We start from the raw sequence: 23,864 nt of genomic DNA, 5'->3' as shown, positions 1-23,864 counted from the left end.
AGCCGTCAGTGCCGGGGGCGCAATAAAAGAAGACCGCTACTTTACCGCAGCGGCTTCCCCGCTGCATCTCACGGTAGCGCATTGCTTTGTAGCTTACCCCACACCTTACTCTACTCCCAGGGCCTCTTTTACCAGCGCTAATGAGGCGTCCGACATGGGTAACGTTAGGGCCAGATCGTGGGCGCGGGGCGACATTTTGCGCCAGGTCATCTGCACAATACGCACCATATGGTCGTGCTCGATCTTGCGCGAGAAATCGGCAAAGTAGTTCTCTAGAAATACTAGACAGGCGCAATCCTCCAGCGCTTGTACCTCAGGGTCGCGGCCCAGGCCTTTCTTGCCGATCATCGCTGTGACGCGTTGAGCATCCTCGGCGCTATAACCGGCTTCCTGCATCAGTTGGGCAGTGGTCTCGCCTGCGCGCTTGCCCTGATCGCGCCGCCAGGTTAGATAGCCTACGCGCCCTTCGGGGTACTCCTCACGCGGGACTAACCAACGCTGTAAGTGCTGGGCGCGCACTGCCAGGCGCAGTACTTCATCTGGGGCGTCATGCACGCGGTCTAGCCAGCTGCTCATGCGCTGGGCATAGGCCAGTTCCTGGGGCATGGAGGTGCCATCGGCAAGGGTGGTGGAACGCGGGTCCTCGGCATGCAGGGCATCGATGGCGACGAGCGTTTGATCAAAAGCGGTAGGCATAGCAAGGGTGCTCAGCTTAGGTGTGAATAAGAACTAGGTTGCCGAGAAACCGCGCGAATCACAACACTCTACGTATGCCATCTGACACCACCCATAGCTCCCCGTCGTGCTTTTGCCTACAATAGACGCCTTTATGCACGTGCATTGGCGCGTTGCTTTTATTGTTTTCAGGCCAAGGGACAGGATTCATGCTCGATCCGAAACTGCTGCGTGGTGATCTTGACACGGTTGCTCAACAACTGGCCCGCCGGGGCTTTGTGCTTGATAAAGCGGGACTGCAGGCGCTGGAGTCGCGTCGTCGCGAGCTGCAAACGCAAACCGAGCAGCTGCAAAACGAGCGCAATATGCGCTCCAAAGCGATTGGCAAGGCTAAGGCCAACGGTGAAGATATTCAGCCGCTGCTGGATGAGGTCAGCGATTTAGGCGATCGCCTGGATAAAGCCAAGCGCGAGCTGGCCGAGGTGCAGGAAGAGTGGGACGACGCCATCAGCGGTATTCCCAACTTACCCCACGAAAGCGTGCCGGAAGGCAAAAGCGAAGCCGATAACGTTGAGTTGCACCGCTGGGGCATTCCGCGGGAGTTTGATTTCGAGGTGCTGGATCACGTTGATCTAGGCAAGAAGTCGGGTTATCTCGATTTTGAGCTGGCGGCTAAAATCACCGGTGCCCGATTTGCGGTAATGCGCGGACCGATTGCGCGCCTTCACCGGGCGTTGGCGCAGTTTATGCTGGACACCCAAACCGAACAGCACGGCTACGAAGAGTGCTACGTGCCGTATATGGTCAACCGCGATTCGCTGATGGGCACTGGCCAGCTGCCAAAGTTTGGCGAAGACTTGTTCAAGCTGGACGATGAGCGCGAGTACCACCTGATTCCCACTTCAGAAGTGCCGCTGACCAACTTTGTGCGCGATGAAATTGTCGAGCAGGCAGCGCTGCCGATGAAGCTTACCGCGCATACACCGTGTTTCCGCTCTGAGGCGGGCTCTCACGGACGCGATACCCGCGGTATGATCCGTCAGCATCAGTTCGATAAAGTCGAAATGGTGCAGATTGTGGAGCCTGAGAAGAGCTACGAAGCGCTCGAAGAGATGCGCGGCCATGCGGAGGCGATCCTGCAGGCGTTAGAGTTGCCGTATCGCGTAGTGACGCTATGCACTGGCGATATGGGCTTTGGGGCCACGAAGACCTACGACTTGGAAGTGTGGCTGCCCAGCCAGGAGACGTACCGGGAGATCTCGTCGGTCTCTAACTGCGAGGATTTCCAGGCCCGGCGTATGCAGGCGCGGTATCGGCATCCGGATGCCAAAAAGCCGCAGCTGCTGCATACGCTGAACGGTTCAGGGCTGGCGGTAGGTCGTTGCCTGCTGGCGGTGCTTGAAAACCACCAGCAGGCGGATGGCTCGGTAACTATTCCTGAGCCGCTACGTCGCTATCTGGGCGGTGTGGAGCGTCTGGCCCTTTAAGCGCCCACTCAACGCTAACCCCGGCATCAATACGAATGGTGCCGGGGCTGTAATCACTGGCGGCACCAGATTGGCTAGCACCGGCGGCATCGCTCTCCGCCCGCATCGACATCATGCGCGGCTGGAAAATAGGCGATTGCGTTTCTTCAATACGCTGCACATGGCCCAGCTCGGCATCTAAGCTGTCGGCCATTAGGTTAGCTTTGTGTTGCGCTTTCTCTAGCGCTTTAACCAACGCTTCGTCGGTTGCGGCGTCGCGGTCTTGCAGGTCAAACTGCACGCCATCCAATGCGTTAACACCAGCGGCTATTAGCGCGTCTAACACCTCGCTTAACTGATCAAGGTCGGTGAGTTCGACGGTGATCGGCCGCTCGAGACGCGTGCGTTGCAGTGTTTCATGTTCGCCATCCTCGTTGCGTGGCCCTTGAATATGCTCAGGATAGACATTTAACGAGCCTGCATTGATGGCGTTGCGTTCAAGGCCGGTGGTTTCCATCTGCTCGATTAATTCGCTGGCGCGGGTCTCTAAACGCTCGCGAGCATCGCTAAGTGCGCTACTATCGCTCTCTTCCAAGGTGGAAAGGGCGGGAGTGTTCTCCCACAGCCGAGCATTTAGGGTGGCTTTGTCGGGTTCTACCTCAACCCACGACTGCGCTTGAACATGCAGGCTGGGCTGGGGCGGGTGTGACGGTGACGCGTGAGCAAAAGGAACGCTAAGGAGTGCCAATAGCGCACCGCCTAGTAGGCTATTACGTAAACGTTTAGAGCCTGGTGTTTGAAGATTTGCCGGTATTGCTTTCATAAATGTTTTCCTTAGAGAACAGACAGTCGCGCCGCCAAGTTAAACCCTGATTTTAAAAGCTGTTTCAGGAAGTTAGGGCAGGCCCAGCTTGGAAGCAATGTGAAAGAGAAAGTTCAGTACGGAAGAGTGGACGTAAAACAGTTACTTATTAATTGCACGGTTTGTGCAATATGCCGAATGCAGCCATTATATATGGATAACAAGCTAGGGATGGATTATGTCGAACTTGTCGGACGAGGATTACCGCAGTATTCCCCTCAATGCCACCTTGGCGCTCGCTGCGTTGGTAGTGATTATCGCTGGAATGAAAGCAGGCGCTGATTTATTAGTACCGCTGCTGCTGGCGATATTTATCGCGGTAGTGTGTACCTCACCAGTGCAGTGGCTGCATCGCTGTGGCTTAAGCATGCGGATGTCGGCATTTCTAACCTTGATGGTGTTACTGGCGTTTATATCGCTGATCGGCCTGCTGGTCGTTAATAGCTTTAGTACCTTTGTAACAGCGTTGCCGGAGATAGAGTCGCGGCTTTATGAGCAGTACTGGAACTTGCTTAATGCGCTCTCGTCACGCGGGCTAGCCATCAATCCCGACCAGATCAACTCGCTGTTCGAAGGGGAAGATGAAGGCTCCTGGATGCCAGCTTTATTGGGCCAGCTCGGCAACCTTTTCATGCAGAGTATCATTGTCGGGCTGCTGGTCATCTTTATGCTGTTTGAAACACTCAATGTACGCGACAAAGTCTCTCGGGCACTGGAAAATCCGGCACCTAGCTTGAAGCGTTTTAGTGAATTCAGCTTAACGCTGAAGCGCTACCTAGCCGTAAAAACCATGATTAGCCTAGCTACCGGGGCGTTGGTATGGCTCTCCTGTGTGGTTGTTGGTGTGGATTTTCCGCTGCTGTGGGGCGTATTAGCCTTCGCACTCAACTTTATCCCTAATATTGGCTCCGCGTTGGCCGCGATACCTCCCGTGCTGTTACTGCTGGTCGCCCAGGATGGTGGCGCCTTTCAAGCGTTGCTACTGGCCTCCGCTTATTTGGTTATCAACTTTGTACTCGGCAACCTGATTGAGCCGCGGGTAATGGGGCAGGCGCTGGGACTTTCCACTTTCGTGGCGTTTTTATCGCTGGTGGTCTGGGGGTGGATATTTGGTGCGGCGGGGATGTTGCTTTCGGTGGTGCTGACGATGACGCTGAAGATTGCCCTCGATAGTCATCCACAAACACGCTGGATCGCACGGCTGTTAGGGCCTGGAAAGCGTCGCGTCAAAGATGGCCGGGCGAGTGACGCAAGTTTGCCGCCGTGGAAGCGTAGAAATTAAGGTAGAAAAGTAGTGATAATACTACCGCCGACAGAGTCGGCGGCTGTTACAAGTGCTACACATTCATCAGGCGTTTTGTTCGATGAACTGCGTCAGTTGCGACTTAGATTGCGCGCCAACCAGTGAAGCGACTTTGGTGCCGGACTTAAACAGCATGACGGTAGGTACACCGCGCACGCCTTGCTCGGCAGCAATTTCTGGTGCGTCGTCTACATTGACGCTAACAACTTTCAGGCTTTCCTGACGTTCTGCAGCCACTTCATCAACGACCGGGGCCATGACTTTGCATGGGCCACACCAGGGCGCCCAGAATTTCATTAGCACAGGCTGTTCAGCGTTGAGGACTTCTTGCTCAAAATTGGCGTTGGTGACATCAACATTATTAGCCATTTGCTTCTCCCGTTTGCGTTGCTCTTACTGTTTCGTTGCCTCAAATGGAGCAACGGTCATTACGCGATCCATAGGTGCTCTTTCACCGCGCCTCGTGTCTATCGCGATAATAGTGCGCAGATGTTAGCGGGCGTGAGGGTTGCTGGCAAATTTCCTGCACAGTGAGTTAACTAAATAGCAGAAATTAATGGGTGCTGGTAGGACGTTTTTTTATAATATAAAAGTATTATTTTGGTGTTTTTTATTCTATATGGTGCTGTAGAGTGCCGAGTGTGGCGACACAACCCGTCAGACGTGACGTAGCACCCGGCGCATGGGTGTGTTTAAAGGTTCGGCCTACATTGAGATACGGTCTACATAGGTCTGTATAGAGAATAAATAAGGTGAGGATATGAAGCTACAACAGCTCCGCTATATCTGGGAAGTCAATCGACATAACCTGAACGTCTCGGCCACAGCGCAAAGTCTATTTACCTCACAGCCGGGTATTTCCAAGCAGATCCGTTTGTTAGAAGATGAGCTTGGCGTCGAGATATTTGCACGTAGCGGCAAGCACCTGACACGTGTGACGCCTGCCGGTCAGTCGATTATTGACTTGGCCGGGCAGGTACTGCGCCTCACCGAAAACATCAAGCAGGTGGCTCAAGAGCATAGCGATGAGCGCCGCGGCAGCTTGGCCATTGCCACGACCCATACCCAGGCTCGTTACGCGCTGCCACCCATTATCAGCGAATTCACTCTGAAATACCCTGATGTTGCTCTACATATGCAGCAGGGTACGCCCAAGCAGATCGCGCAGATGGTTAGTGAGGGGCAGGCCGATTTCGCCATCGCGACCGAGTCGTTAGAGCTATTTACCGATTTAGTGCTTCTGCCGTGCTATCGCTGGAACCGCTGCGTACTGGTGCCTAAGGGTCACCCATTAGCCACTCATCAGGGGCCGTTAACGCTTGAAGCGCTCGGCGAACATCCGCTGGTCACCTACGTGTTTGGGTTTACCGGCCGTTCGCAGTTAGACGATGCCTTCAAAGCGAAAGGGTTAACGCCCAATGTGGTGCTAACCGCCGCCGATGCCGACGTGATCAAGACCTACGTGAGGCTGGGCATGGGGGTGGGCATTGTGGCGCACATGGCCGTGGACGAGGCGCTCGATGAGGATTTGGTAGCGCTGGATGCAAGCCATCTGTTTGCCAGTTCCACGACTAAAATCGGTATTCGTCGTGGCACCTTTATGCGCGGCTATATGTATGACTTTTTGGAGCGATTTGCGCCTCACTTAACCCGCGACCGGGTTGATGAAGCGTTAACGGCAGGCCCGCGCCATGAGCAGTCGCTATTTGACGACCTGGACCTGCCGGAGTATTAACCCGCAGTGTGAGTTAGTGCTGTAAATGCAGCCCGCACTCGCGCTTCTCTTCTACCTTGGTGGGGTCGAAGTAGTCGAAGTTGTTGGGCAGATTATGTGCTTGTAGATACTGGTACATATCCTTGGCGCTCCACTGTAGCAGCGGGGCGACTTTCAATAGCCCATTGCTGTTGCGGCTAACCGGCTGCATCTTGGCCCGCTCGGGGGTGTCTTCGGCGCGTAGTGCGGTGAACCATACGTCGGGCTGCATTTCACGCAGCGCGCGCTCGAAGGGCTCGATTTTAACTTCCTGCGTAAAGGCCGCGTGGCGTGGGTCGTCGATACCCGGCATGGGGCCTTCCAGCGCTTCACGGTGGGCGCGGGTACGGCGGGGCACAAAGCACACGATGTTCAGGTTGAGCTGTTTTATCACCTCGTCGGCGAACCGATAGGTCGCCTCGGTGTTGTAACCGCTGTCCATCCATACAATCGGTATATCCGGGCGCACCTGGCTGACCATATGCAGAATCACCGCCTCAAAGGGACGAAAGTTGGTGGTGCAAATAGGTCGTGATCCCTGGGCTAATGCCCACTCAACCAAGCCCTGGGGATTGTTAGCAAATTCGTTATTGATCGCTTCAAGCTCTGAGGACATGCTGCCTCCTGTTCGGGTGTAGATTAATGGTGACTAGGCTACCAAACTCAAACCCTGACTCCCCAATACCGTTTAGTTAGGCTTTTATATTCCTTTTTGATTTAGAAAGATGTGCTGCTTATTCCAAAGCGCCAATAAGGTGGCGAATTTTATCCAGTGTCTCGGTGTACTCTTCGTCCGCTTGGGAGTCTGCTACTAACCCCCCGCCGCCCCATACATGCACTCTTCCCGCCTCGGCAACCATCGTGCGAATAGCGATGGAGGTATCCATGCTGCCGCGCACATCCACATAGCCAAGGCTGCCGCAATAAACACTGCGCTGGCAGGGCTCTAGTTCATCGATGATCTGCATCGCGCGAATTTTGGGGGCGCCGGTAATTGAGCCGCCGGGAAAAGCTGCCTTAAGCAGTGCCAGTGGGGTGTAGTTATCTGCCAGGGCCCCCTGTACGACGCTAACTAAATGGTGAACGTTAGGGTAGCTCTCTAAGTGGCACAACTGCGGCACGCGAATGGAGCCGGGCTGACACACACGACCCAGGTCATTGCGCATCAGGTCAACGATCATCACATTTTCAGCGCGATCTTTAGTGCTGCTCATTAGCTCTTCAGCCAGCGCCTGATCCTCTTCAGGCGTCGCGCCTCTCGGGCGGGTACCTTTAATCGGCCGTGTTTCGACCTCGCCGTTGCGGCACTGAATAAACCGCTCGGGCGAAAGTGACAGTACGGCCTTATCGCCCCAGGCCATAAAACCTGAATAGGGCGTGGGGGTCGCTTTGCGTAACTGCAGGTACGCCTGCCACTCATCCCCCTGGTAATCGGCATAAAAACGCTGAGCAAGATTGATTTGATAGCAGTCACCCGCTCGAATATAGCGCTGCACGGCGTTAAAGCGCGCGACATATTGGGTGTGGCTAAGTTCTGCTTTAAAAGGTTCCGTTAATGTAAACGCGCTAGTGGGTACTGGCGTCTGGGTAAGCCAGCTCTCCACTTGCTCACGACGCTGCGGGGTGGCGATCAACCACGCCTGCTGGGCCATGTGATCCAGGGTGATACACCAATCGTAAAGCCCTAAGCGGGCTTGCGGTAACGTTGCTGCGCTTGCCTGAGCGCTCGGTATCGATAAGGTTTTTCGCCCTAGATCGTAGCCCCAGTAACCTATTAGCCCGCCTAGAAAAGGGAGTTCACTGGTTTCATCAGGGATATTCAGTTGATCCAGTAGCCATTGCTGAAGGGCAAATGCATCGTTAGCCAAGTGCGCCGGGGGGTTAAGCTGATCTGACGCAACGCGTGCCTCGCCATGATGAGCAACTTCCAGCGTCGCAAGCGGGTCGCTGCTGATAATATCAAAGCGACCGGTGGCGATAGGGCGGCCACTATCGAGCAGCACCGCGCCGGGCCTGGCACGTAGGCAGGCGAATATTCCCAATGGGTCGGGTGAATAGGGCAGGGCAGTTATCGTCAACGCCTGGTTCATTAAGCAAACGCCTGGCCGGTAAAAGGGCTGCATATGTTAGAGGTCGTTGAAGATCGGCACCAGTCACGCGATTGACGCATTTCTCACGCTCGAAGTAGGATTGTTGACACTGTTTTTACAGCTAGACTTTTTGCCTACAACGAAAGATGCATAAAGTCGCTTTATAAGCAGGTTGACGGCTGTGGCTCGCGGGGCTAAAGTTTCGCTATGTTTCTAATTGTCGACAATTCGCCATGAGCTTACCCATTTCTTCTTCTTATTCCGATACCTCGCTGCACGAAATGGCAACCCCTGAAGTACGCACGCTCGCCGAGCGGGTATTTCATCAGTTGCAGGATGCCATCGTACGCGGCGAGCTGGCTCCCGGCAGTAAGATCACCGAGCCGGGATTGTCTAAAACCTACGGTATTTCACGGGGCCCGCTGCGCGAGGCGATGCGCCGCCTGGAAGCCCACCGCCTGATCGAGCGGGTTCCCCATGTGGGCGCGCGTGTGGTTAAGCTCTCGATGAAAGAGCTTTTAGAGCTGTTTGACCTGCGTGAAGCCTTGGAAAGTATGGCGGCGCGCCTGGCGGCGGAGCATATGTCACCGGAAGAGGTGCAGGGTTTACGGGATGTGCTGGCGCTGCACGAAGGTCAGGCGGATTTAAAGCGTGGCGAAGCTTACTACCAGCGCGAAGGCGATCTCGATTTTCACTACTGCATCGTTCAGGGCAGCCACAACAAAATGCTCATGAACCTGCTCTGCGACGACCTTTACTACCTTGTGCGTCTTTATCGCACCCAGTTCAGTGCCAGTGGCACGCGACCACAGCGCGCCTTTGTGGAGCACCATCGCATTGTCGATGCCATTGAAGCCGGCGATGCGGAGCTGGCCGAGTTGCTCATGCGCCGCCATGTTAGCGCCTCCCGGGCCAATGTGGCGGATCGCTATGCAGCGACCCTAGAACAATCAGCGTCCCAGTCACAAAGCTAAAACAAAACAGCATATCATCACTACAGCAGGAGAAACGTCCCATGTCCCAGATGACTCCCGGCGCCCGATTTCGGGCCGCGCTTGAGGCTAACCGCCCGCTGCCGATCTTAGGCACCATTAATGCCTATACAGCGCTAATGGCCGACAAAGTAGGCCATCAAGCCATTTACCTTTCCGGTGGCGGGGTTGCCAACGCCTCGTTCGGCTTGCCGGATCTGGGCATGACGACCATGAATGACGTGGTAGAAGATGCCCACCGTATCTGCGGCGCTACCGAGCTGCCGTTGCTGGTGGATATCGATACCGGCTGGGGCGGCGCCTTTAATATCGCCCGCACCGTGAAAGAGATGCAGCGCGCTGGCGTGGCCGCGGTGCATATGGAAGACCAGGTGGCGCAAAAGCGCTGTGGACACCGCCCCAATAAGGCGATTGTCTCCCAGCAGGAGATGGTTGACCGTATCAAAGCCGCCGCCGATGCCAAGATTGATCCCGACTTCTATTTGATTGCCCGCACCGATGCGTTTCAAAAAGAGGGCCTTGATGCGGCCATTGAGCGGGCCAACGCCTGCGTTGAGGCGGGGGCAGATGCCATCTTCGCCGAAGCGGTTCACACCCTGGATGATTACAAGGCTTTCTGTGAAAGGGTCAACGCGCCCATTTTGGCTAACATCACCGAGTTCGGCGCTACTCCGCTGTTTACCCAATCTGAGTTAGGCGATGTCGGCTGCCGCATGGTGCTTTACCCGCTCTCCGCGTTCCGCGCTATGAACGCCGCGGCACTGCAGGTCTATCAAAGCATCCTCGACAACGGCCATCAAAAAGACGTCGTGCCTATCATGCAGACCCGCGACGAGCTCTACGACTTTCTGAACTACCACGACTTTGAGCAGAAACTGGACGCCCTGTTTGCCGAAAAAGGCGACGATCAGTAAAGCCAGCTGGTGAGAGGGCTGGTTGAAGCGAGGGTCTTTTGTCATGGATGACAAAAGTAGCGCCCAGGGATGGGTTTACAGCGCCCTCGCGGAAACCTGTCCTCTCACCGAGGCAGCTTTGTCAAAAGTTAAATGAAAAACACAATTTAAAATAAAAGCAGAGTTAGGAGACACACCATGGCTGATAAACCCGCAACAGGTGCAGGACTGCGTGGCCAGAGCGCCGGTTCCACCGCGCTGTGTACGGTAGGTAAAACAGGTTCAGGCCTGACCTACCGCGGATTTGATATTAAAGAGCTCGCCGAAAAAGCCAAATTTGAAGAGGTTGCTTACCTGCTGTTAAAAGGCAAGCTGCCCAACCAGGGCGAATTAGATCACTACATCAGCAAGCTCAAAAGCCTGCGCGGTTTGCCCGATGCACTGAAAACGGTGCTTGAGCAAATTCCTAAAGATGCCCACCCGATGGATGTAATGCGCACCGGCACTTCAATGCTGGGCAATCTAGAAACCGAGGAGAATTTTGATCAGCAGCAGGACGTTGCGGATCGGCTGCTGGCGGTGTTGCCCTCAATTATTTGCTACTGGTACCGCTTCTCCCACGACGGCGTTCGCATCGAAACCGAAACGGATGATGACTCGGTAGGCGGCCACTTCCTTCATATGCTGCGCGGCGAGCCCGCTTCTGAACTACATGCGCGGGTCATGAACGTATCGCTGATTCTCTACGCCGAGCATGAGTTCAACGCCTCCACCTTTACCGCTCGGGTATGCGCCTCGACGCTTTCGGATATGCACTCTTGCGTAACTGGGGCGATTGGCTCGCTGCGCGGCCCCCTGCATGGCGGCGCCAATGAAGCGGCCATGGCGATGATCGAGGATTGGCAGTCGCCAGAAGAAGCAGAAAGCAAAATCATGGGCATGTTGGAGCGTAAGGATAAAATCATGGGCTTCGGCCACGCGATTTATCGTGAGTCCGACCCACGCAACGCGATTATCAAGCACTGGTCTAAAAAGCTCTCTGACGATGTGGGCGACACGGTGCTTTACCCGGTTTCCGAGCGGGTTGAAGCAGTAATGTGGCGGGAGAAGAAACTGTTCTGTAACGCGGATTTCTTCCACGCCAGCGCTTATCACTTTATGGATATACCCACCAAGCTGTTCACGCCGATTTTTGTCTGCTCGCGGCTGACCGGCTGGGCGGCCCACGTATTTGAACAGCGCGCTAACAACCGCATCATTCGCCCCAGCGCCGATTACACAGGCCCCGAGAAGAGCGAGTGGGTGCCGATAGAAGCGCGAGACTGACCTGCGTGATGCCCGGTGGCTTGGCAACCGGGCTTTTTTTCAGCCCCTTCTTGTGAGTCTGCCTGCTATGAATACCCAATACCGTAAACCCCTGCCTGGCACAGAGCTTGAGTTTTTTGATGCTCGCGAGGCGGTGGAAGATATCCAATCCGGTGCCTATGCGCAGTTGCCCTATACCTCACGCGTGCTGGCCGAGCAGTTGGTGCGCCGCTGTGATCCTGAATTGCTCACCGATGCGTTAAAACAGCTAATTGAGCGCAAAAGCGACCTGGATTTTCCTTGGTACCCGGCGCGTGTCGTTTGCCACGATATCCTCGGTCAGACCGCACTGGTCGATTTGGCCGGGCTGCGCGACGCCATTGCCGAGAAGGGCGGCGACCCCGCCAAGGTTAATCCTGTAGTGCCCACCCAACTGATTGTCGATCACTCACTGGCGGTGGAGCACGCAGGGTCGGAAGAGGGCGCCTTCGAGAAAAACCGCGCCATTGAAGATCGCCGTAACGATGACCGCTTCCACTTTATCAACTGGACTAAAACGGCCTTTGAGAACGTCGATGTGATTCCCCCCGGCAACGGCATCATGCACCAGATCAATCTGGAGAAGATGTCGCCGGTGGTGCAAAACCGTGACGGCATTGCCTACCCGGATACCTGTGTAGGCACCGATAGCCATACCCCCATGGTCGATGCCCTGGGCGTCATCTCGGTGGGCGTGGGTGGTCTGGAAGCCGAAAGCGTCATGCTAGGTCGCGCCTCCATGATGCGCTTGCCGGATATCGTCGGCGTGGAGCTGACCGGCAAGCTGCAGCCAGGGATTACAGGCACCGATATGGTGCTGGCGATTACCGAGTTCCTGCGTAAAGAGCGGGTAGTGGGCGCTTACTTGGAGTTTTATGGCGAAGGTGCCGACGCGCTCACCGTGGGTGATCGCGCCACTATCTCCAATATGACTCCCGAGTACGGCGCGACCGCGGCGATGTTCTATATCGACGGCCAAACCATCGATTACCTGAAAATTACCGGCCGTGAAGATGAGCAGGTGGCGCTGGTGGAAACCTATGCCAAGCACACCGGCCTGTGGTCAGACAGCCTGACTGAGGTTGAGTACGAGCGGGTGCTGACCTTTAACCTCTCGTCGGTAACTCGCACCCTGGCCGGGCCCTCCAATCCTCACGCTCATTTGCCCACTTCAGAGCTTGCCCAACGTGGCATTGCGGTGGGGCTTGAGGCTGCGCGGGAAGAGGAGAAGGCGGGCAGAATGCCCGATGGCGCGGTTATCATCGCCGCCATTACCAGCTGCACCAATACCTCCAACCCGCGCAATATGGTCGCGGCCGGGCTGATCGCCCGTAATGCCAATCGGTTGGGTCTGCTGCGTAAGCCGTGGGTGAAGTCGTCGCTGGCGCCGGGCTCTAAAACCGTCAAGATGTACCTGGAAGAAGCCGGTTTGATGAGCGAGCTTGAAAATCTCGGCTTCGGTGTGGTGGCCTACGCCTGCACCACCTGTAACGGTATGTCTGGGGCGCTGGATCCAAAAATCCAGCAGGAGATTATTGAGCGTGATCTCTATGCGACCGCCGTGCTTTCTGGCAACCGTAACTTCGATGGTCGTATCCATCCCCATGCCCAGCAGGCTTTTCTGGCGTCACCGCCGTTGGTGGTCGCCTACGCCATTGCGGGCACCATTCGCTTTGATATCGAAAAAGACGCCCTGGGTGTGGATCAGGCGGGGAACCCCGTCACGTTGAAGGATATCTGGCCAGCAGATGAAGAGATCGACGCGATCGTCAAATCGTCGGTGAAGCCGGAGCAGTTCCGCCAGACCTATATTCCCATGTTTGATCTGGATAAGAGCGCTCGTGCCCAGGTCAGCCCACTGTATGACTGGCGGCCCCAGAGCACTTATATCCGCCGTCCTCCATACTGGGAGGGCAATATGGCCAAGGTGCGTACTCTTAAAGGCATGCGACCGCTGGCGATACTGCCGGATAACATCACTACCGACCACCTGTCGCCTTCCAACGCGATTCAGTTGAACAGCGCAGCGGGCGAATACTTGGCCAAAATGGGCCTGCCGGAGGAGGACTTCAACTCCTACGCCACCCATCGCGGCGACCACCTGACGGCTCAGCGCGCCACCTTCGCCAACCCGAAGTTGTTCAACGAGATGGTGCGCGACGCCGACGGCAAGGTAAAGCAGGGCTCGCTGGCGCGGGTAGAGCCGGAAGGCGAAGTGACCCGCATGTGGGAAGCGATTGAAACCTATATGGCGCGTAAGCAGCCGCTGATCATTATTGCCGGTGCGGATTACGGCCAGGGCTCCTCACGTGACTGGGCGGCCAAAGGCGTGGCACTGGCAGGAGTAGAAGCGATTGCCGCGGAAGGCTTTGAGCGTATTCACCGCACCAACCTGATCGGTATGGGGGTGATGCCTTTGGAGTTTGAGCCGGGTACTACTCGCATGACACTCGGTCTGGATGGCACCGAAACCTTTGATGTCGAAGGCGCCGTTTCGCCAGGGGCAATGCTCACCCTGGTGATCCACCGCCACAATGGTGAAAGCGAGCAGGTTGCGGTGAAGTGCCGTTTGGATACCGCCGAAGAGGTGTCTATCTACACCGCCGGTGGCGTACTGCAGCGCTTTGCCCAGGACTTCCTCGAATCGTCGGCGGCTTAAACAACTAGCTGACCAAAAGAACCCGGTGTCTTTAGCTTTTCGAACCTAGCTTTTCGAACCTAGTTTTTCGAATCAGGCTTAGATCACCGGGTTATTTTTAGGAGTGGTAATAATGAGCGAGTCAGTTCAAAACAAACATGTGCCGCAGATAAAAATTCCTGCCACCTATATGCGCGGCGGCACCAGTAAGGGCGTATTTTTTAAACTCAGCGATCTACCCGAAGCGGCCCAGCAGCCCGGCGTAGCGCGGGATCAGTTGCTTCTGCGCGTAATCGGTAGCCCCGATCCCTACGAAAAGCAGATTGATGGGATGGGGGCGGCGACGTCTAGTACCAGCAAGACGGTCATTTTGTCTAAAAGTGAGTCAGCCGAACACGATGTGGATTACCTGTTTGGTCAAGTCTCTATCGACAAGCCCTATGTGGATTGGAGCGGTAATTGCGGCAACCTCTCCGCGGCGGTCGGCCCTTTTGCGATTGCCAATGGTCTGGTTGACCCTGCACGTATTCCTGATAACGGGGTGGTCGAGGTACGCATTTGGCAGGTGAATATCCAGAAAACCATCGTCTCACGGGTGCCTATCGTCAATGGCGAAGTGCAGGAGACCGGTGATTTTGAGCTAGATGGCGTGACCTTTCCCGCCGCCGAGATTCCGGTGGCCTTTATGGATCCGGCCGATGGCGAGGGGGCCATTTTTCCTACTGGTAATCTTATTGACCAACTGGACGTTCCAGGCGTGGGGATATTGAAAGCCACTCTGATTAATGCCGGTATTCCCACCGTGTTTATTAACGCTGCCGACATTGGCTATACCGGCGCCGAGCTGCAGGATGCCATCAATGGCGACAGCCGGGCGCTTGAGATGTTTGAAACCATTCGTGCCCATGGCGCTGTGCGTATGGGGCTTATCAGTGATGTCAGCGAAGCGGGTAAAAGACAGCACACTCCCAAAGTCGCTTTCGTAGCGCCGCCAGCGGATTACGTGTCATCGAGCGGTAAAAACGTACAGGCGTCTGATATCGATCTGCTGGTACGAGCGCTCTCTATGGGCAAATTGCACCACGCCATGATGGGTACCGCCGCCGTTGCCATTGCTGCTGCAGCAGCTATTGAGGGCACGGTAGTGAATCTGGCCGCCGGTGGTAGTAAGCGAAGCGAGGTCACCTTCGGGCACCCCTCCGGCAGCCTGCGGGTTGGCGCTGAAGCAAGCTTGTTAGAAGGGCGTTGGCATATCGAACAGGCGGTGATGAGCCGCAGCGCCCGGGTATTGATGGAAGGATTTGTAAGAATTCCTGGTAACAGCTTTTAGGACGCGTTCCTTGGGCCATACTGAGTAGGTGATTCAACAGCAGGAGAGAGCGCTATGTCTTCTAGATCGTCCGCCACATCCGAAGCCAACGAACGCCCGGATTATGACCCTGAGTTACAGGCTATTGCCGACTACGTACTCAATTATCAGGTGGCGTCCGATGAGGCATTGGAAACCGCCCGCTACTGCTTAATGGATACGCTCGGCTGCGGCCTGTTGGCGCTACGTTTCCCTGAATGTACCAAGCATCTTGGGCCGATAGTGGAAGGCACTTTAGTGCCGTTTGGCGCGCGAGTGCCGGGCACTTCGCTACGCCTCGACCCAGTTAAGGCGGCGTGGGATATCGGCTGTATTATCCGCTGGTTGGATTATAACGACACCTGGCTTGCCGCCGAGTGGGGCCACCCCTCCGATAATCTTGGAGGGATACTCGCCGTTGCCGACCATCTTTCCCAGCAACGGGTCGCTCAAGGCGAAGCGCCCCTGGTGATGCGCGATGTGCTCAACGCCATGATCATGGCCCATGAGATTCAGGGCGTGCTGGCGCTGGAGAATAGCTTCAATCGCGTTGGCCTCGATCACGTGGTGCTGGTGAAAGTCGCGTCTACGGCGGTGGCCGCCAAGCTGTTGGGCGCCAATCGCGAGCAGTTGCTTTCGGCGCTCTCCCACGCCTGGGTGGATGGCCAGAGCCTGCGTACCTATCGTCATGCGCCCAACGCTGGTTCGCGGAAAAGCTGGGCCGCAGGCGATGCAACTTCAAGAGGCGTGCGTTTAGCGGATATCGCCCTGCGCGGTGAAATGGGTATTCCCAGCGCGCTGTCGGCGCCCCAATGGGGCTTCTATGATGTGCTGTTTAGCCACGCCAATAAAGATTTAAGCCTCAAGCCAGAAGCAGAGCGCCGCTTGCGCTTTCAGCGTGAGTTTGGCAGCTACGTGATGGAGAACATACTGTTTAAGATCTCCTTCCCGGCTGAATTTCACGCCCAGACCGCCTGCGAAGCCGCCGTGACGCTCCACCCGCAGGTGAAGGATCGCTTAGCCGAGATCGATAAGATCGTACTCACCACCCACGATTCGGCTATTCGGATTATTTCCAAAACCGGCGCACTCGCTAATCCTGCCGATCGCGACCACTGCCTGCAATACATGACAGCGGTGCCGCTTATCTTTGGTTCGCTTACCGCTGAGCACTATGAAGATAGCTTTCACGTGGAGCATCCGCTGATAGATGAGCTGCGTAATAAGATGGTGGTAGAAGAAAACGCCGAGTATTCGGCGGCGTACCATGATCCTGAACAGCGCTCCATTGCAAATGCAGTGCAGGTGTTTTTCAGCGATGGGAGTGCGACCGATAAAGTCGTCGTGGAGTATCCGGTAGGCCATCGACGTCGTCGGGAAGAGGGAATGCCGCTATTGGTTGAAAAGTTTGAGCGCAATCTGGCAACCCGCTTTCCGATAAGTCGTTGCCAAGCAATTGCCGAAATATGCAGCCAGCAGTCAACGCTTGAAGCGTTGCCAGTACACAAATTTATGGATATGTGGATGATTTAAAGCGTGCTATCCACAATGCCTGGTGCTTATACACACCGGGCATTGTGGCGGTTACCGGAAGAAGTGTTTTCCAATGAGGCTATTCAAATATCACTTGATCGCGCATCCGGTCAACGGTGGCAGGGCCAATGCCATTGACGCGCTCAAGATCTGCAGCGCTTTCAAAGGCGCCATTGGCTTCGCGCTCTTCAATGATCGCGTCGGCTCGACTGGGGCCAATCCCCGGTAGTTCGGCTAGCAGTTCCGCATCGGCAGTATTGACGTTAATCGGGGCTACCTCTTGGGCCAGCACACCACTGGAAAACCCTAAGCTAATGCTAAGAAGTAGTGCGGCCAATATCCCTTTAAGTGTCATGTTCATCTGCAATGATCCTTTTAATAACGTTAGGTTACTTGGATTGCACAGGCGGTGTTGCGTAGAGGTTTTTACAAGTGCCCGAGTTAATAATGAGCAAGTTAAACGCCAATGCATTACTAACTTAGCTTTATTGAAAACGTGTTTCTGTAAGAGATCTATGACAGCAGTTGTAAGTTTTTAACGACGGACATATGGCAAATGGCTTACATGCAGCTTGCATGCGGGGGCGCGAGGAGTAGGGAGAGGCTGATATAATGGACAAAACGTATTTGGAGCAACGTTGTGGCCACCGATTCCCCGATTATTATTGCCCTTGATTACCCGTCGCTAGACGCCGCGCTTTGCATGGCTGATCAGTTGGATCCCGCCCGATGCCGTGTGAAAGTAGGTAAAGAGCTGTTTACCCGCAGCGGCCCTGCGGTGCTTGAGGCGCTCCATGGGCGCGGGTTTGAAGTATTTCTGGATCTTAAATTTCACGATATTCCCAATACCGTTGCCAGCGCAGTGCAGGCGGCGGCAGAGCAAGGCGTGTGGATGGTCAACGTACATGCCAGCGGCGGGCGCCGGATGATGGAAGCAGCTGTTCAACGTCTGGATCAACACGCCCTAACGACCCATTTAATCGCCGTTACCGTATTGACCAGTATGCAGGCCGACGACTTGGCAGAGTTAGGTATCAAGGCCCCGCTGGCCGAGCACGTAGAGCACTTAGCGCTGCTGGCGAAGCAGAGTGGCTTGCAAGGGGTGGTCTGCTCGGCACAGGAGTCTGCGCGGATCAAAACGCTATGCGGTGAGTCGTTCTTGAAGGTTACCCCCGGTATTCGGCCTAGCTTTGCAGTTGCTAATGACCAGCAGCGAACGATGAGCCCCAGCGAGGCCATTACGGCGGGAAGTAGCCACCTGGTAATCGGTCGCCCCGTTACTCAGGCTGATGACCCCATGGTAGCGCTTGAGGCGATTGAGGCGGAATTAGAGGCTCGCTGAATACCTCTGCTTGGCGAAACTATTCGCCCTCGACGCCAATGACCGGCTTGATCGTACCCCAGAAGCGGCAACTGGGGCACTGCCACTGTAATGCGTCGCTGGCAAAGCCACAGCGTTGGCAGCGATGACGCGTACGGTTAAGCAGCAGCGCATCGGTATGATGTTTTAGCAGTAGCAGGCGCGTATCCGGGGAAGGTTTTCCGCTAAGCCGCTGGCTTTCAATATATAGATCGATCAAATAATCCAGCCCGCCTAAGCTCGGCATGGCGCGCAGACGTTCGCCGATCAACTCAATCGCTTTGTCGACGCCTTCACGCCGATGAACGAGCTGCCCCAGGGCAATAATAGTACTGGTGTAAGGCGCTTGCTCAAGTAGCCGATATAGGTGGGCTTCGTAACCCGCTTCATCATTTTTGCGCAAATAGGCGTGCTTGAGGGCAGGTAGCATAGTGGGAATGTGCGCTAGCTCTTGCCCTGGGATGTTGTCTAATCGCTCAATAGCGCGAGCATAGTGTCCGTTGTCCATCTCTAATTCGGCCAGCAGCAGGGTGGCGCGAACGCATTTTTCATCCAGTTGCAGGGCTTTCTTGAGGTGCTTTTTCGCCATTGGCCGACTGGCTTGGTTGATTTCCTCTAACGCCAGCTCGCATAGCCAATGAGCAGCGGGGCGACGCATCTTAGGATACTGTTTAAGCAGCGGTTGGATAACGTCGACGGCTTGCTGCCACGCTTTTTCGCGCTCTAATAAATCAATGAGCAGCTGCTTAGCCGCATAGCGGTGATCATCATCTCTGCTGTGTTCCAACAGCGTATCGAGTAGCCGCTGTGCGCGATCATGAACACCGAGGGCCATAAAGTCCCGGGCAAGCTCTAGCTGGATTTGTTCGTTGGTGTGCTGGGAAAGAGAGGGTCGTGCTAGCAGATTTTGGTGAATGCTGACCGCTTTGTCGGCCTCGCCGCGGGCGCGAAACAGTTTGCCGAGGGCGATATGGGTATGAACCGTGTCGCTGTTGACCGCAAGCACGTTGATAAACGTATTAATCGCTTCGTCGGGCTGCTCATTTAGCAGGTAGTTAAGCCCGACAAAGTAATCCCGGGAGAGCGCCTGCGACGAGGTCGCGGGCGGTTGGGAACGATGTCGGCGGCGTCCGGCTTGGCGATAACCTAACCCGTAACCAATGGCAATGGCGACCAACAGTACGCTTAGCAGCGCGACATCCAGCATTTATGCCAGTTCCTTAAACTCCCGGGTGCGCAGGTTATCGAGCTCTTTACGCTGTTGCTTATTGTGTCGCTCACTGCGGGCCAGGGTTGCTTTTAATCGCACGTAGACGCCTAGCATGGCGAGCATGCCCAGTAAGACGCCAAACACCAATGTCGCGAGCAGCCAAACAGAGAGCGATACCGCTGGTAGCTCCAGCCAAATAAGGTTTAAGGCAATGGTTTGCTGATTATTAACGGCAAACAAAATACCTACCAGCACTACTATCAGCAAAATAACGGCTAAAATCAGCCCTTTGATCCAACGCATGTGAGTTTCCTAGTCTGTGACGTTCACGGTAGCGCTATTGTGTACGACTCGAGCGGCGACGTCATCCCGCAGAAATTAATAGTCGCATTTTAGTAGCCGAGTGCTCGACTAGCGTCTACCTGCTCGCGTAGCTCCTTACCAGGCTTGAAGTGCGGCACATACTTGCCTTCCAGATCAACTGCGTCGCCTGTTTTTGGATTGCGCCCTACCCGCGGCTCCCGGTAGTGCAGTGAAAAACTGCCGAAACCACGGATCTCAACGCGACCACCGCTAGAAAGAGAATCCGTCATATCGTCCAGGATAATACGCACCGCCGTTTCAACATCTTTGGCGGACAACTCCGGCTGACGCATCGCAATTTGTTCGATTAATTCTGATTTAGTCATCGGTTGGCTCCCTGCGAACATTGAAGGCCGTGACGCGCTCTCGACCTCACTAACATCAAATTCAGCATACTGCGCAATTCAGTATAAAACAATTCAGATAAAACAAGGTTCTAGACTCATTAACAGCATAGGCGATGGAGCGCTCTGGCGCGACCCCACAGCTTAGGTATACTGGGTGTTCATTTCTTAGATCGGAGCGGCTGACGTTGAACGACGACAATTCCCCAGCGGCCATTTTGCGCAAACGGCTTTACTGGCACTCCCGGCGCGGCATGTGGGAGCTTGATCTGCTGCTTATCCCATTTCTTGAACAGCGTTTTGACCATCTTAGCGAAGCGGATCAACTGGCCTACCAGCAGCTTATTGAAGGTGAGGATCAGGATCTGTTTGTCTGGCTGATGCACCGAGACTGGCCCGAGGAGGCTAGCCAGCGCCGTATCGTACAAATGATCGTTGAACATGCTGAAACCACCGATAATTCTGCCTATCGTACCCTCTAGATTTTGGCTGCTAGCCCAATGTGGGTTGTTTGTAGGGGTAGTGGCGCTAAGTTATTGGGTTGTGGGAACCCCCGCAGCTGTTGCGATAGTTGTGTTAGGCGGTGCCGCTATGTGGCGCGGCTATCTTCATCAACCCAAAGGCGTGCTCTCGCTAACCTCGACGGCGTCACAAGTTCAAGGTCGTTGGCTGCGCGAACCACAGCCAACAGAGGCCGCACTTATGCAAGGCGGGGTGCTTGGTGAAGCACATCAGGTGCGCTGTGATTATTTAGGGCCCTGGTTAATAGGGCTTTATGTGGGTAAACAGCGGGTTTGGCTCTGTCCAGATAGTGCGCCTCAAGAAAGCCTGCGTGAAGTAAGGCAGTTGTTCCATAGTCCTGGGCACTAACGGTTTTTTTCTAATGCGACTGTTAAATCGTTTATCGAAAGCGAAGAGGCAATGGCTTTAGGCAGTTGGTGGGGCCAGTCGGTGGAGTAATGCAGCCCGCGTGATTCATGGCGCTGCTGAGCGGCGATAACTGTCAATATTGCTAACTGTAGTGTCTGGTGTAAGCGCTTCCCTTCCGGGGCTGTCAGAGCCCCCGGAGTCTCTTCCACACTGTTTAGCAGTGTCTTCAAGTTCTCTAGAGCAGTGCTTAGCCCTGTTGCGCTGCGCACAATGGAGACATGCTGGCTCATGGTGGTGCGCATTTGTTGGCGTATATCGCTGAGCACTGCTTTAGGGATGGCGGCTGCTGCAGTCTGGGTCGGGGACTGAAATTCGCTACCGCTGGTCGTTAGGCCGTGTGGTCTCTCGTCGGCTAACAGCGCCTGTGCACAGCTGCGGGCAAATACCAAACACTCTAGCAGCGAGTTGCTGGCCATACGGTTGGCGCCATGCAGCCCCGTGCAGGCGGTTTCACCGATGGCATAGAGGTTGGCAACGTCGGTGGCGCCTTGCAGGTTGGTGGCGACACCGCCGCAGCTATAGTGGGCGGCTGGCACCACGGGAATAGCCTGCTGGGTGATATCAATACCCCGGGAGGCGCAGTGCGCCAGAATAGTGGGGAAGTGATGGTGAATCGCCTGTTCACCTAAATGGCGAATGTCTAACCACACATGGCCCAGAGAGCTGCGCTGTATTTCGGCATCAATGGCGCGAGCGACGACATCTCTGGGGGCTAGCTCGCCGCGCTTATCCAGCGCCAGCATAAAACGCCCTCCCGCCTCATTGAGCAAATGCCCGCCTTCGCCGCGAACCGCCTCACTAATCAAAAACGCCGGGCCTTCGGGATCAAATAGGCAGGTGGGGTGAAACTGTTGAAACTCAAGATTCATTAGCCGAGCACCCAGCTCTGCAGCCATCATCATGCCTTCACCGCTGCTAGGGGCAGGCGTGGTGGTGTGACGGTAAAGACCGCTTGCGCCACCAGTGGCCAATACGGTGTGGCGCGCAGTAAGGGAGTGCCACTGGTGGTTAGTATCGCTGCCATAGGCACCGTGGCAGGCACCGTAGGCATCCTGTAACAAGCCAACCACGGTTAGATCGTTGCGCTGGGTTATGTTGGGGTGCTGGGCAACGCTGTCTAATAGCGTGTCCACTACAGCTCGGCCGGTGGCATCATCGGCGTGGATAATCCGCCGTGCGTTGTGGCCGCCTTCCCGGGTTAGGTGATACGGGTAGCGTGCGGCAGGGTCGTGCTCGGGTGTAAAGGGAACGCCCTTATCAATCAGCCACTGGATAGCAGCGGGCCCATGGGTAACGGTAAAGCGAACGGCCTCGATATCACATAGCCCATCGCCAGCCACCAAGGTGTCGTTGATATGGGCATCGAGATCGTCATCCGGCGAGAGCACGGCGGCGATGCCGCCTTGAGCCCAGCGGCTGGCGCCTTGATCGTCTTGCGCAGGACGAACCAGCGTCACTGACCGGTGATCAGCCACTTCCAAGGCAAGGGTTAACCCAGCGACGCCGCCGCCAATGATAAGTACATCGGATGTTGGCGTGCTCATAGTGCCCGCTCCCCCTTGATACTGACCGAAATATTACCAACCCTAAACGTCGCTAGCTTCGCCGAGCGCAAATAGTTAGAAGGCAGGCATCATAGCGTGGCGCTTAGCGTTTAGCGATGTTTTGGGGTAAGAAATGAGTGGTGTGCGGGCTGTCAAGGCGCGATATTCGGGTACGCAAAAGAGCGCAGCAAAGGGCAGCGTAAAGATAACCAATATAGGAAGTTAAGCGTTTAAAGGGGGTAAAGCTGGAGGGGAGGAGGAACAATAGATAATGGTGCCCGGAGCCGGACTTGAACCGGCACGGGGTTTCCCCCGAGAGATTTTAAGTTTGTCGGTGTACCAACCCCCTGGTTATAAAACCGAGAGATGAGAAGTAGGGTGGTGGCATAAATGCCTGTATTAAAACAAAAAAGGTGCTTGCTTCCATTTTTCTACGTTGAGAATATTTATAGTAACGCATAAAATATCACCGCAGAATCTCCATTAATATGCTACGATATTTCCAACTATGTAGTTTCTGCGTAAGCATATTTGGAGACGAATCGGGGATTGAGAATAAAACGCAAAATAAGAAAAAAAAGAAAAACCCTGCAATTAAGCACCTCGTCAAACCTGAAGGTAATCCTAAGAATCCGATTGTAAAAACCGAAATTGGCAAGACATTTCTAGCTAATTTGAGCAGTGATATAAAATTCAAAGAGCACACATACACTTTATACGAATCTATTACATTTCAAGAGACTAGAGACGGTTACTCAAAGATCTGTATAAGGGTAACGCCTAAGCATCGAACTAGCTGGGTAATCTTTTACAAGCCCAAAAAAGGTGTTAGTGAGCGCACTTACAAGATAGCTAACTGCGAAGATATAAGCCGCGACAAAGCTGTAGAATTAGCCAAGGAAGTACGCGAAGCTATTAGCGAGGGATTACACCCAGAAGATGCTAGAAGGCAAAAAAAGACGGCTGTTGGGCCTACATTGAAGGAGTGCATGGAAGATAAAATACAAAGCCGTGGCTTACGCCCTCACCGAAGAAAAGGACTAGCAGCATCTACTGTTGAATCGTATCGAAAGCTGATGAATATCGTAGATGATTACGGTTTAGCTAATATACCGATGACGGCAATCACGAGCCAAAAAATAAGGCTCTTCGACGTTGTGTGTGGAATTTGTCTCCTGAGCTGGGCCAGAATAGGGACTCCACAACGGCAGTAGGT

Annotated in this window: 23 protein-coding genes; 13 read left to right on the top strand and 10 right to left on the bottom strand. The window is 54.8% G+C overall.

The features are described from left to right. Positions 1-105: 105 nt before the first annotated feature. Complete coding sequence (locus tag QHL1GM_RS06325) at positions 106-696, bottom strand: DUF4202 domain-containing protein (protein ID WP_071693709.1); 591 nt, start codon at positions 694-696, stop codon at positions 106-108. Between the two features lie 188 nt (positions 697-884). Between QHL1GM_RS06325 and serS the strand changes: the two genes are divergently transcribed. Further along, positions 885-2,162 (top strand): serine--tRNA ligase, encoded by a 1,278-nt coding sequence (serS, locus tag QHL1GM_RS06320; protein WP_071693708.1) that lies wholly within the window; start codon positions 885-887, stop codon positions 2,160-2,162. Here the strand turns inward: serS and QHL1GM_RS06315 are convergent. Continuing rightward, entirely contained in the window at positions 2,107-2,964 is an 858-nt protein-coding gene (locus tag QHL1GM_RS06315; RefSeq protein WP_071693707.1) for an SIMPL domain-containing protein, read from the bottom strand. The genes serS and QHL1GM_RS06315 overlap by 56 nt on opposite strands. Positions 2,965-3,181: 217 nt before the next feature. Here QHL1GM_RS06315 and QHL1GM_RS06310 point away from each other — a divergent pair, with 217 nt between their 5' ends. Beyond that, positions 3,182-4,285: an AI-2E family transporter gene (locus tag QHL1GM_RS06310; protein ID WP_071693706.1), complete on the top strand. Its 1,104-nt coding sequence runs from the start codon at positions 3,182-3,184 to the stop codon at positions 4,283-4,285. A 66-nt stretch (positions 4,286-4,351) separates the two neighbouring features. On the opposite strand, the gene trxA is transcribed toward QHL1GM_RS06310, so the two are convergent. Next, positions 4,352-4,675 carry a thioredoxin gene (gene trxA, locus QHL1GM_RS06305; protein ID WP_007113240.1) on the bottom strand — a complete coding sequence of 108 codons (324 nt, stop codon included), beginning with the start codon at positions 4,673-4,675 and terminating at the stop codon, positions 4,352-4,354. Positions 4,676-5,066: 391 nt separating this feature from the next. On the opposite strand from trxA, the gene cysB reads away from it, so the two are divergent. Then, entirely contained in the window at positions 5,067-6,041 is a 975-nt protein-coding gene (gene cysB, locus QHL1GM_RS06300) for an HTH-type transcriptional regulator CysB (RefSeq protein ID WP_071693705.1), read from the top strand. Positions 6,042-6,054: 13 nt separating this feature from the next. Here the strand turns inward: cysB and QHL1GM_RS06295 are convergent, their stop codons facing one another. Continuing rightward, positions 6,055-6,675 (bottom strand): phosphoadenosine phosphosulfate reductase family protein, encoded by a 621-nt coding sequence (locus tag QHL1GM_RS06295; RefSeq protein WP_071693704.1) that lies wholly within the window; start codon positions 6,673-6,675, stop codon positions 6,055-6,057. A 118-nt stretch (positions 6,676-6,793) separates the two neighbouring features. Continuing rightward, positions 6,794-8,149, bottom strand: coding sequence for an aminodeoxychorismate synthase component I (pabB, locus tag QHL1GM_RS06290; RefSeq protein WP_071693703.1), 1,356 nt, complete (start codon positions 8,147-8,149; stop codon positions 6,794-6,796). Positions 8,150-8,382: 233 nt separating this feature from the next. On the opposite strand from pabB, the gene QHL1GM_RS06285 reads away from it, so the two are divergent. The 6 genes from QHL1GM_RS06285 to prpD all read left to right on the top strand — a co-directional run bounded on the left by QHL1GM_RS06285 (position 8,383) and on the right by prpD (position 16,897). Next, a complete protein-coding gene (locus tag QHL1GM_RS06285) occupies positions 8,383-9,123 on the top strand; it encodes a GntR family transcriptional regulator (RefSeq protein WP_071693702.1) in 741 nt (246 codons plus the stop codon). Positions 9,124-9,164: 41 nt separating this feature from the next. Further along, positions 9,165-10,055, top strand: coding sequence for a methylisocitrate lyase (gene prpB / locus QHL1GM_RS06280; protein WP_071693701.1), 891 nt, complete (start codon positions 9,165-9,167; stop codon positions 10,053-10,055). 177 nt (positions 10,056-10,232) lie between these two features. After that, positions 10,233-11,360: a 2-methylcitrate synthase gene (gene prpC / locus QHL1GM_RS06275; RefSeq protein WP_071693700.1), complete on the top strand. Its 1,128-nt coding sequence runs from the start codon at positions 10,233-10,235 to the stop codon at positions 11,358-11,360. Between the two features lie 67 nt (positions 11,361-11,427). After that, a complete protein-coding gene (acnD, locus tag QHL1GM_RS06270) occupies positions 11,428-14,037 on the top strand; it encodes a Fe/S-dependent 2-methylisocitrate dehydratase AcnD (RefSeq protein ID WP_071693699.1) in 2,610 nt (869 codons plus the stop codon). 112 nt (positions 14,038-14,149) lie between these two features. Then, a complete protein-coding gene (gene prpF, locus QHL1GM_RS06265) occupies positions 14,150-15,346 on the top strand; it encodes a 2-methylaconitate cis-trans isomerase PrpF (protein ID WP_071693698.1) in 1,197 nt (398 codons plus the stop codon). Between the two features lie 54 nt (positions 15,347-15,400). Continuing rightward, complete coding sequence (gene prpD, locus QHL1GM_RS06260) at positions 15,401-16,897, top strand: 2-methylcitrate dehydratase (protein ID WP_071693697.1); 1,497 nt, start codon at positions 15,401-15,403, stop codon at positions 16,895-16,897. Between the two features lie 79 nt (positions 16,898-16,976). Here the strand turns inward: prpD and QHL1GM_RS06255 are convergent, their stop codons facing one another. Next, positions 16,977-17,258 carry a ComEA family DNA-binding protein gene (locus QHL1GM_RS06255; protein ID WP_071693696.1) on the bottom strand — a complete coding sequence of 94 codons (282 nt, stop codon included), beginning with the start codon at positions 17,256-17,258 and terminating at the stop codon, positions 16,977-16,979. A gap of 279 nt (positions 17,259-17,537) precedes the next feature. Here QHL1GM_RS06255 and pyrF point away from each other — a divergent pair, with 279 nt between their 5' ends. Beyond that, positions 17,538-18,239, top strand: a complete 702-nt coding sequence (pyrF, locus tag QHL1GM_RS06250) for an orotidine-5'-phosphate decarboxylase (RefSeq protein ID WP_071693695.1) — start codon at positions 17,538-17,540, stop codon at positions 18,237-18,239. Positions 18,240-18,258: 19 nt separating this feature from the next. Here pyrF and lapB read toward each other — a convergent pair whose 3' ends face one another. The 3 genes from lapB to QHL1GM_RS06235 form a co-directional block, all read right to left on the bottom strand. Then, complete coding sequence (gene lapB, locus QHL1GM_RS06245) at positions 18,259-19,464, bottom strand: lipopolysaccharide assembly protein LapB (protein ID WP_071693694.1); 1,206 nt, start codon at positions 19,462-19,464, stop codon at positions 18,259-18,261. Beyond that, positions 19,465-19,770: a lipopolysaccharide assembly LapA domain-containing protein gene (locus tag QHL1GM_RS06240; RefSeq protein ID WP_071693693.1), complete on the bottom strand. Its 306-nt coding sequence runs from the start codon at positions 19,768-19,770 to the stop codon at positions 19,465-19,467. Between the two features lie 89 nt (positions 19,771-19,859). Then, positions 19,860-20,156 carry an integration host factor subunit beta gene (locus QHL1GM_RS06235; protein ID WP_007113226.1) on the bottom strand — a complete coding sequence of 99 codons (297 nt, stop codon included), beginning with the start codon at positions 20,154-20,156 and terminating at the stop codon, positions 19,860-19,862. Positions 20,157-20,362: 206 nt separating this feature from the next. On the opposite strand from QHL1GM_RS06235, the gene QHL1GM_RS06230 reads away from it, so the two are divergent. Both QHL1GM_RS06230 and QHL1GM_RS06225 read left to right on the top strand, forming a co-directional pair. Then, a complete protein-coding gene (locus QHL1GM_RS06230; protein ID WP_071693692.1) occupies positions 20,363-20,656 on the top strand; it encodes a succinate dehydrogenase assembly factor 2 in 294 nt (97 codons plus the stop codon). A 109-nt stretch (positions 20,657-20,765) separates the two neighbouring features. After that, complete coding sequence (locus tag QHL1GM_RS06225) at positions 20,766-21,044, top strand: hypothetical protein (RefSeq protein ID WP_071693691.1); 279 nt, start codon at positions 20,766-20,768, stop codon at positions 21,042-21,044. Here the strand turns inward: QHL1GM_RS06225 and nadB are convergent. Then, positions 21,041-22,648, bottom strand: coding sequence for an L-aspartate oxidase (nadB, locus tag QHL1GM_RS06220; protein WP_071693690.1), 1,608 nt, complete (start codon positions 22,646-22,648; stop codon positions 21,041-21,043). The two genes, QHL1GM_RS06225 and nadB, sit on opposite strands and share 4 nt — an antisense overlap. A 488-nt stretch (positions 22,649-23,136) precedes the next feature. Between nadB and QHL1GM_RS06215 the strand changes: the two genes are divergently transcribed. After that, on the top strand, positions 23,137-23,862 hold the full coding sequence (locus QHL1GM_RS06215; protein WP_071693689.1) for an integrase arm-type DNA-binding domain-containing protein: 726 nt from the start codon (positions 23,137-23,139) through the stop codon (positions 23,860-23,862). Positions 23,863-23,864 lie beyond the last annotated feature (2 nt).

The organism is Halomonas sp. QHL1 (genome assembly GCF_001882345.1).
Taxonomy (GTDB): Bacteria; Pseudomonadota; Gammaproteobacteria; order Pseudomonadales; family Halomonadaceae; genus Vreelandella.
This window is presented reverse-complemented; position numbering and strand designations above follow the sequence as displayed.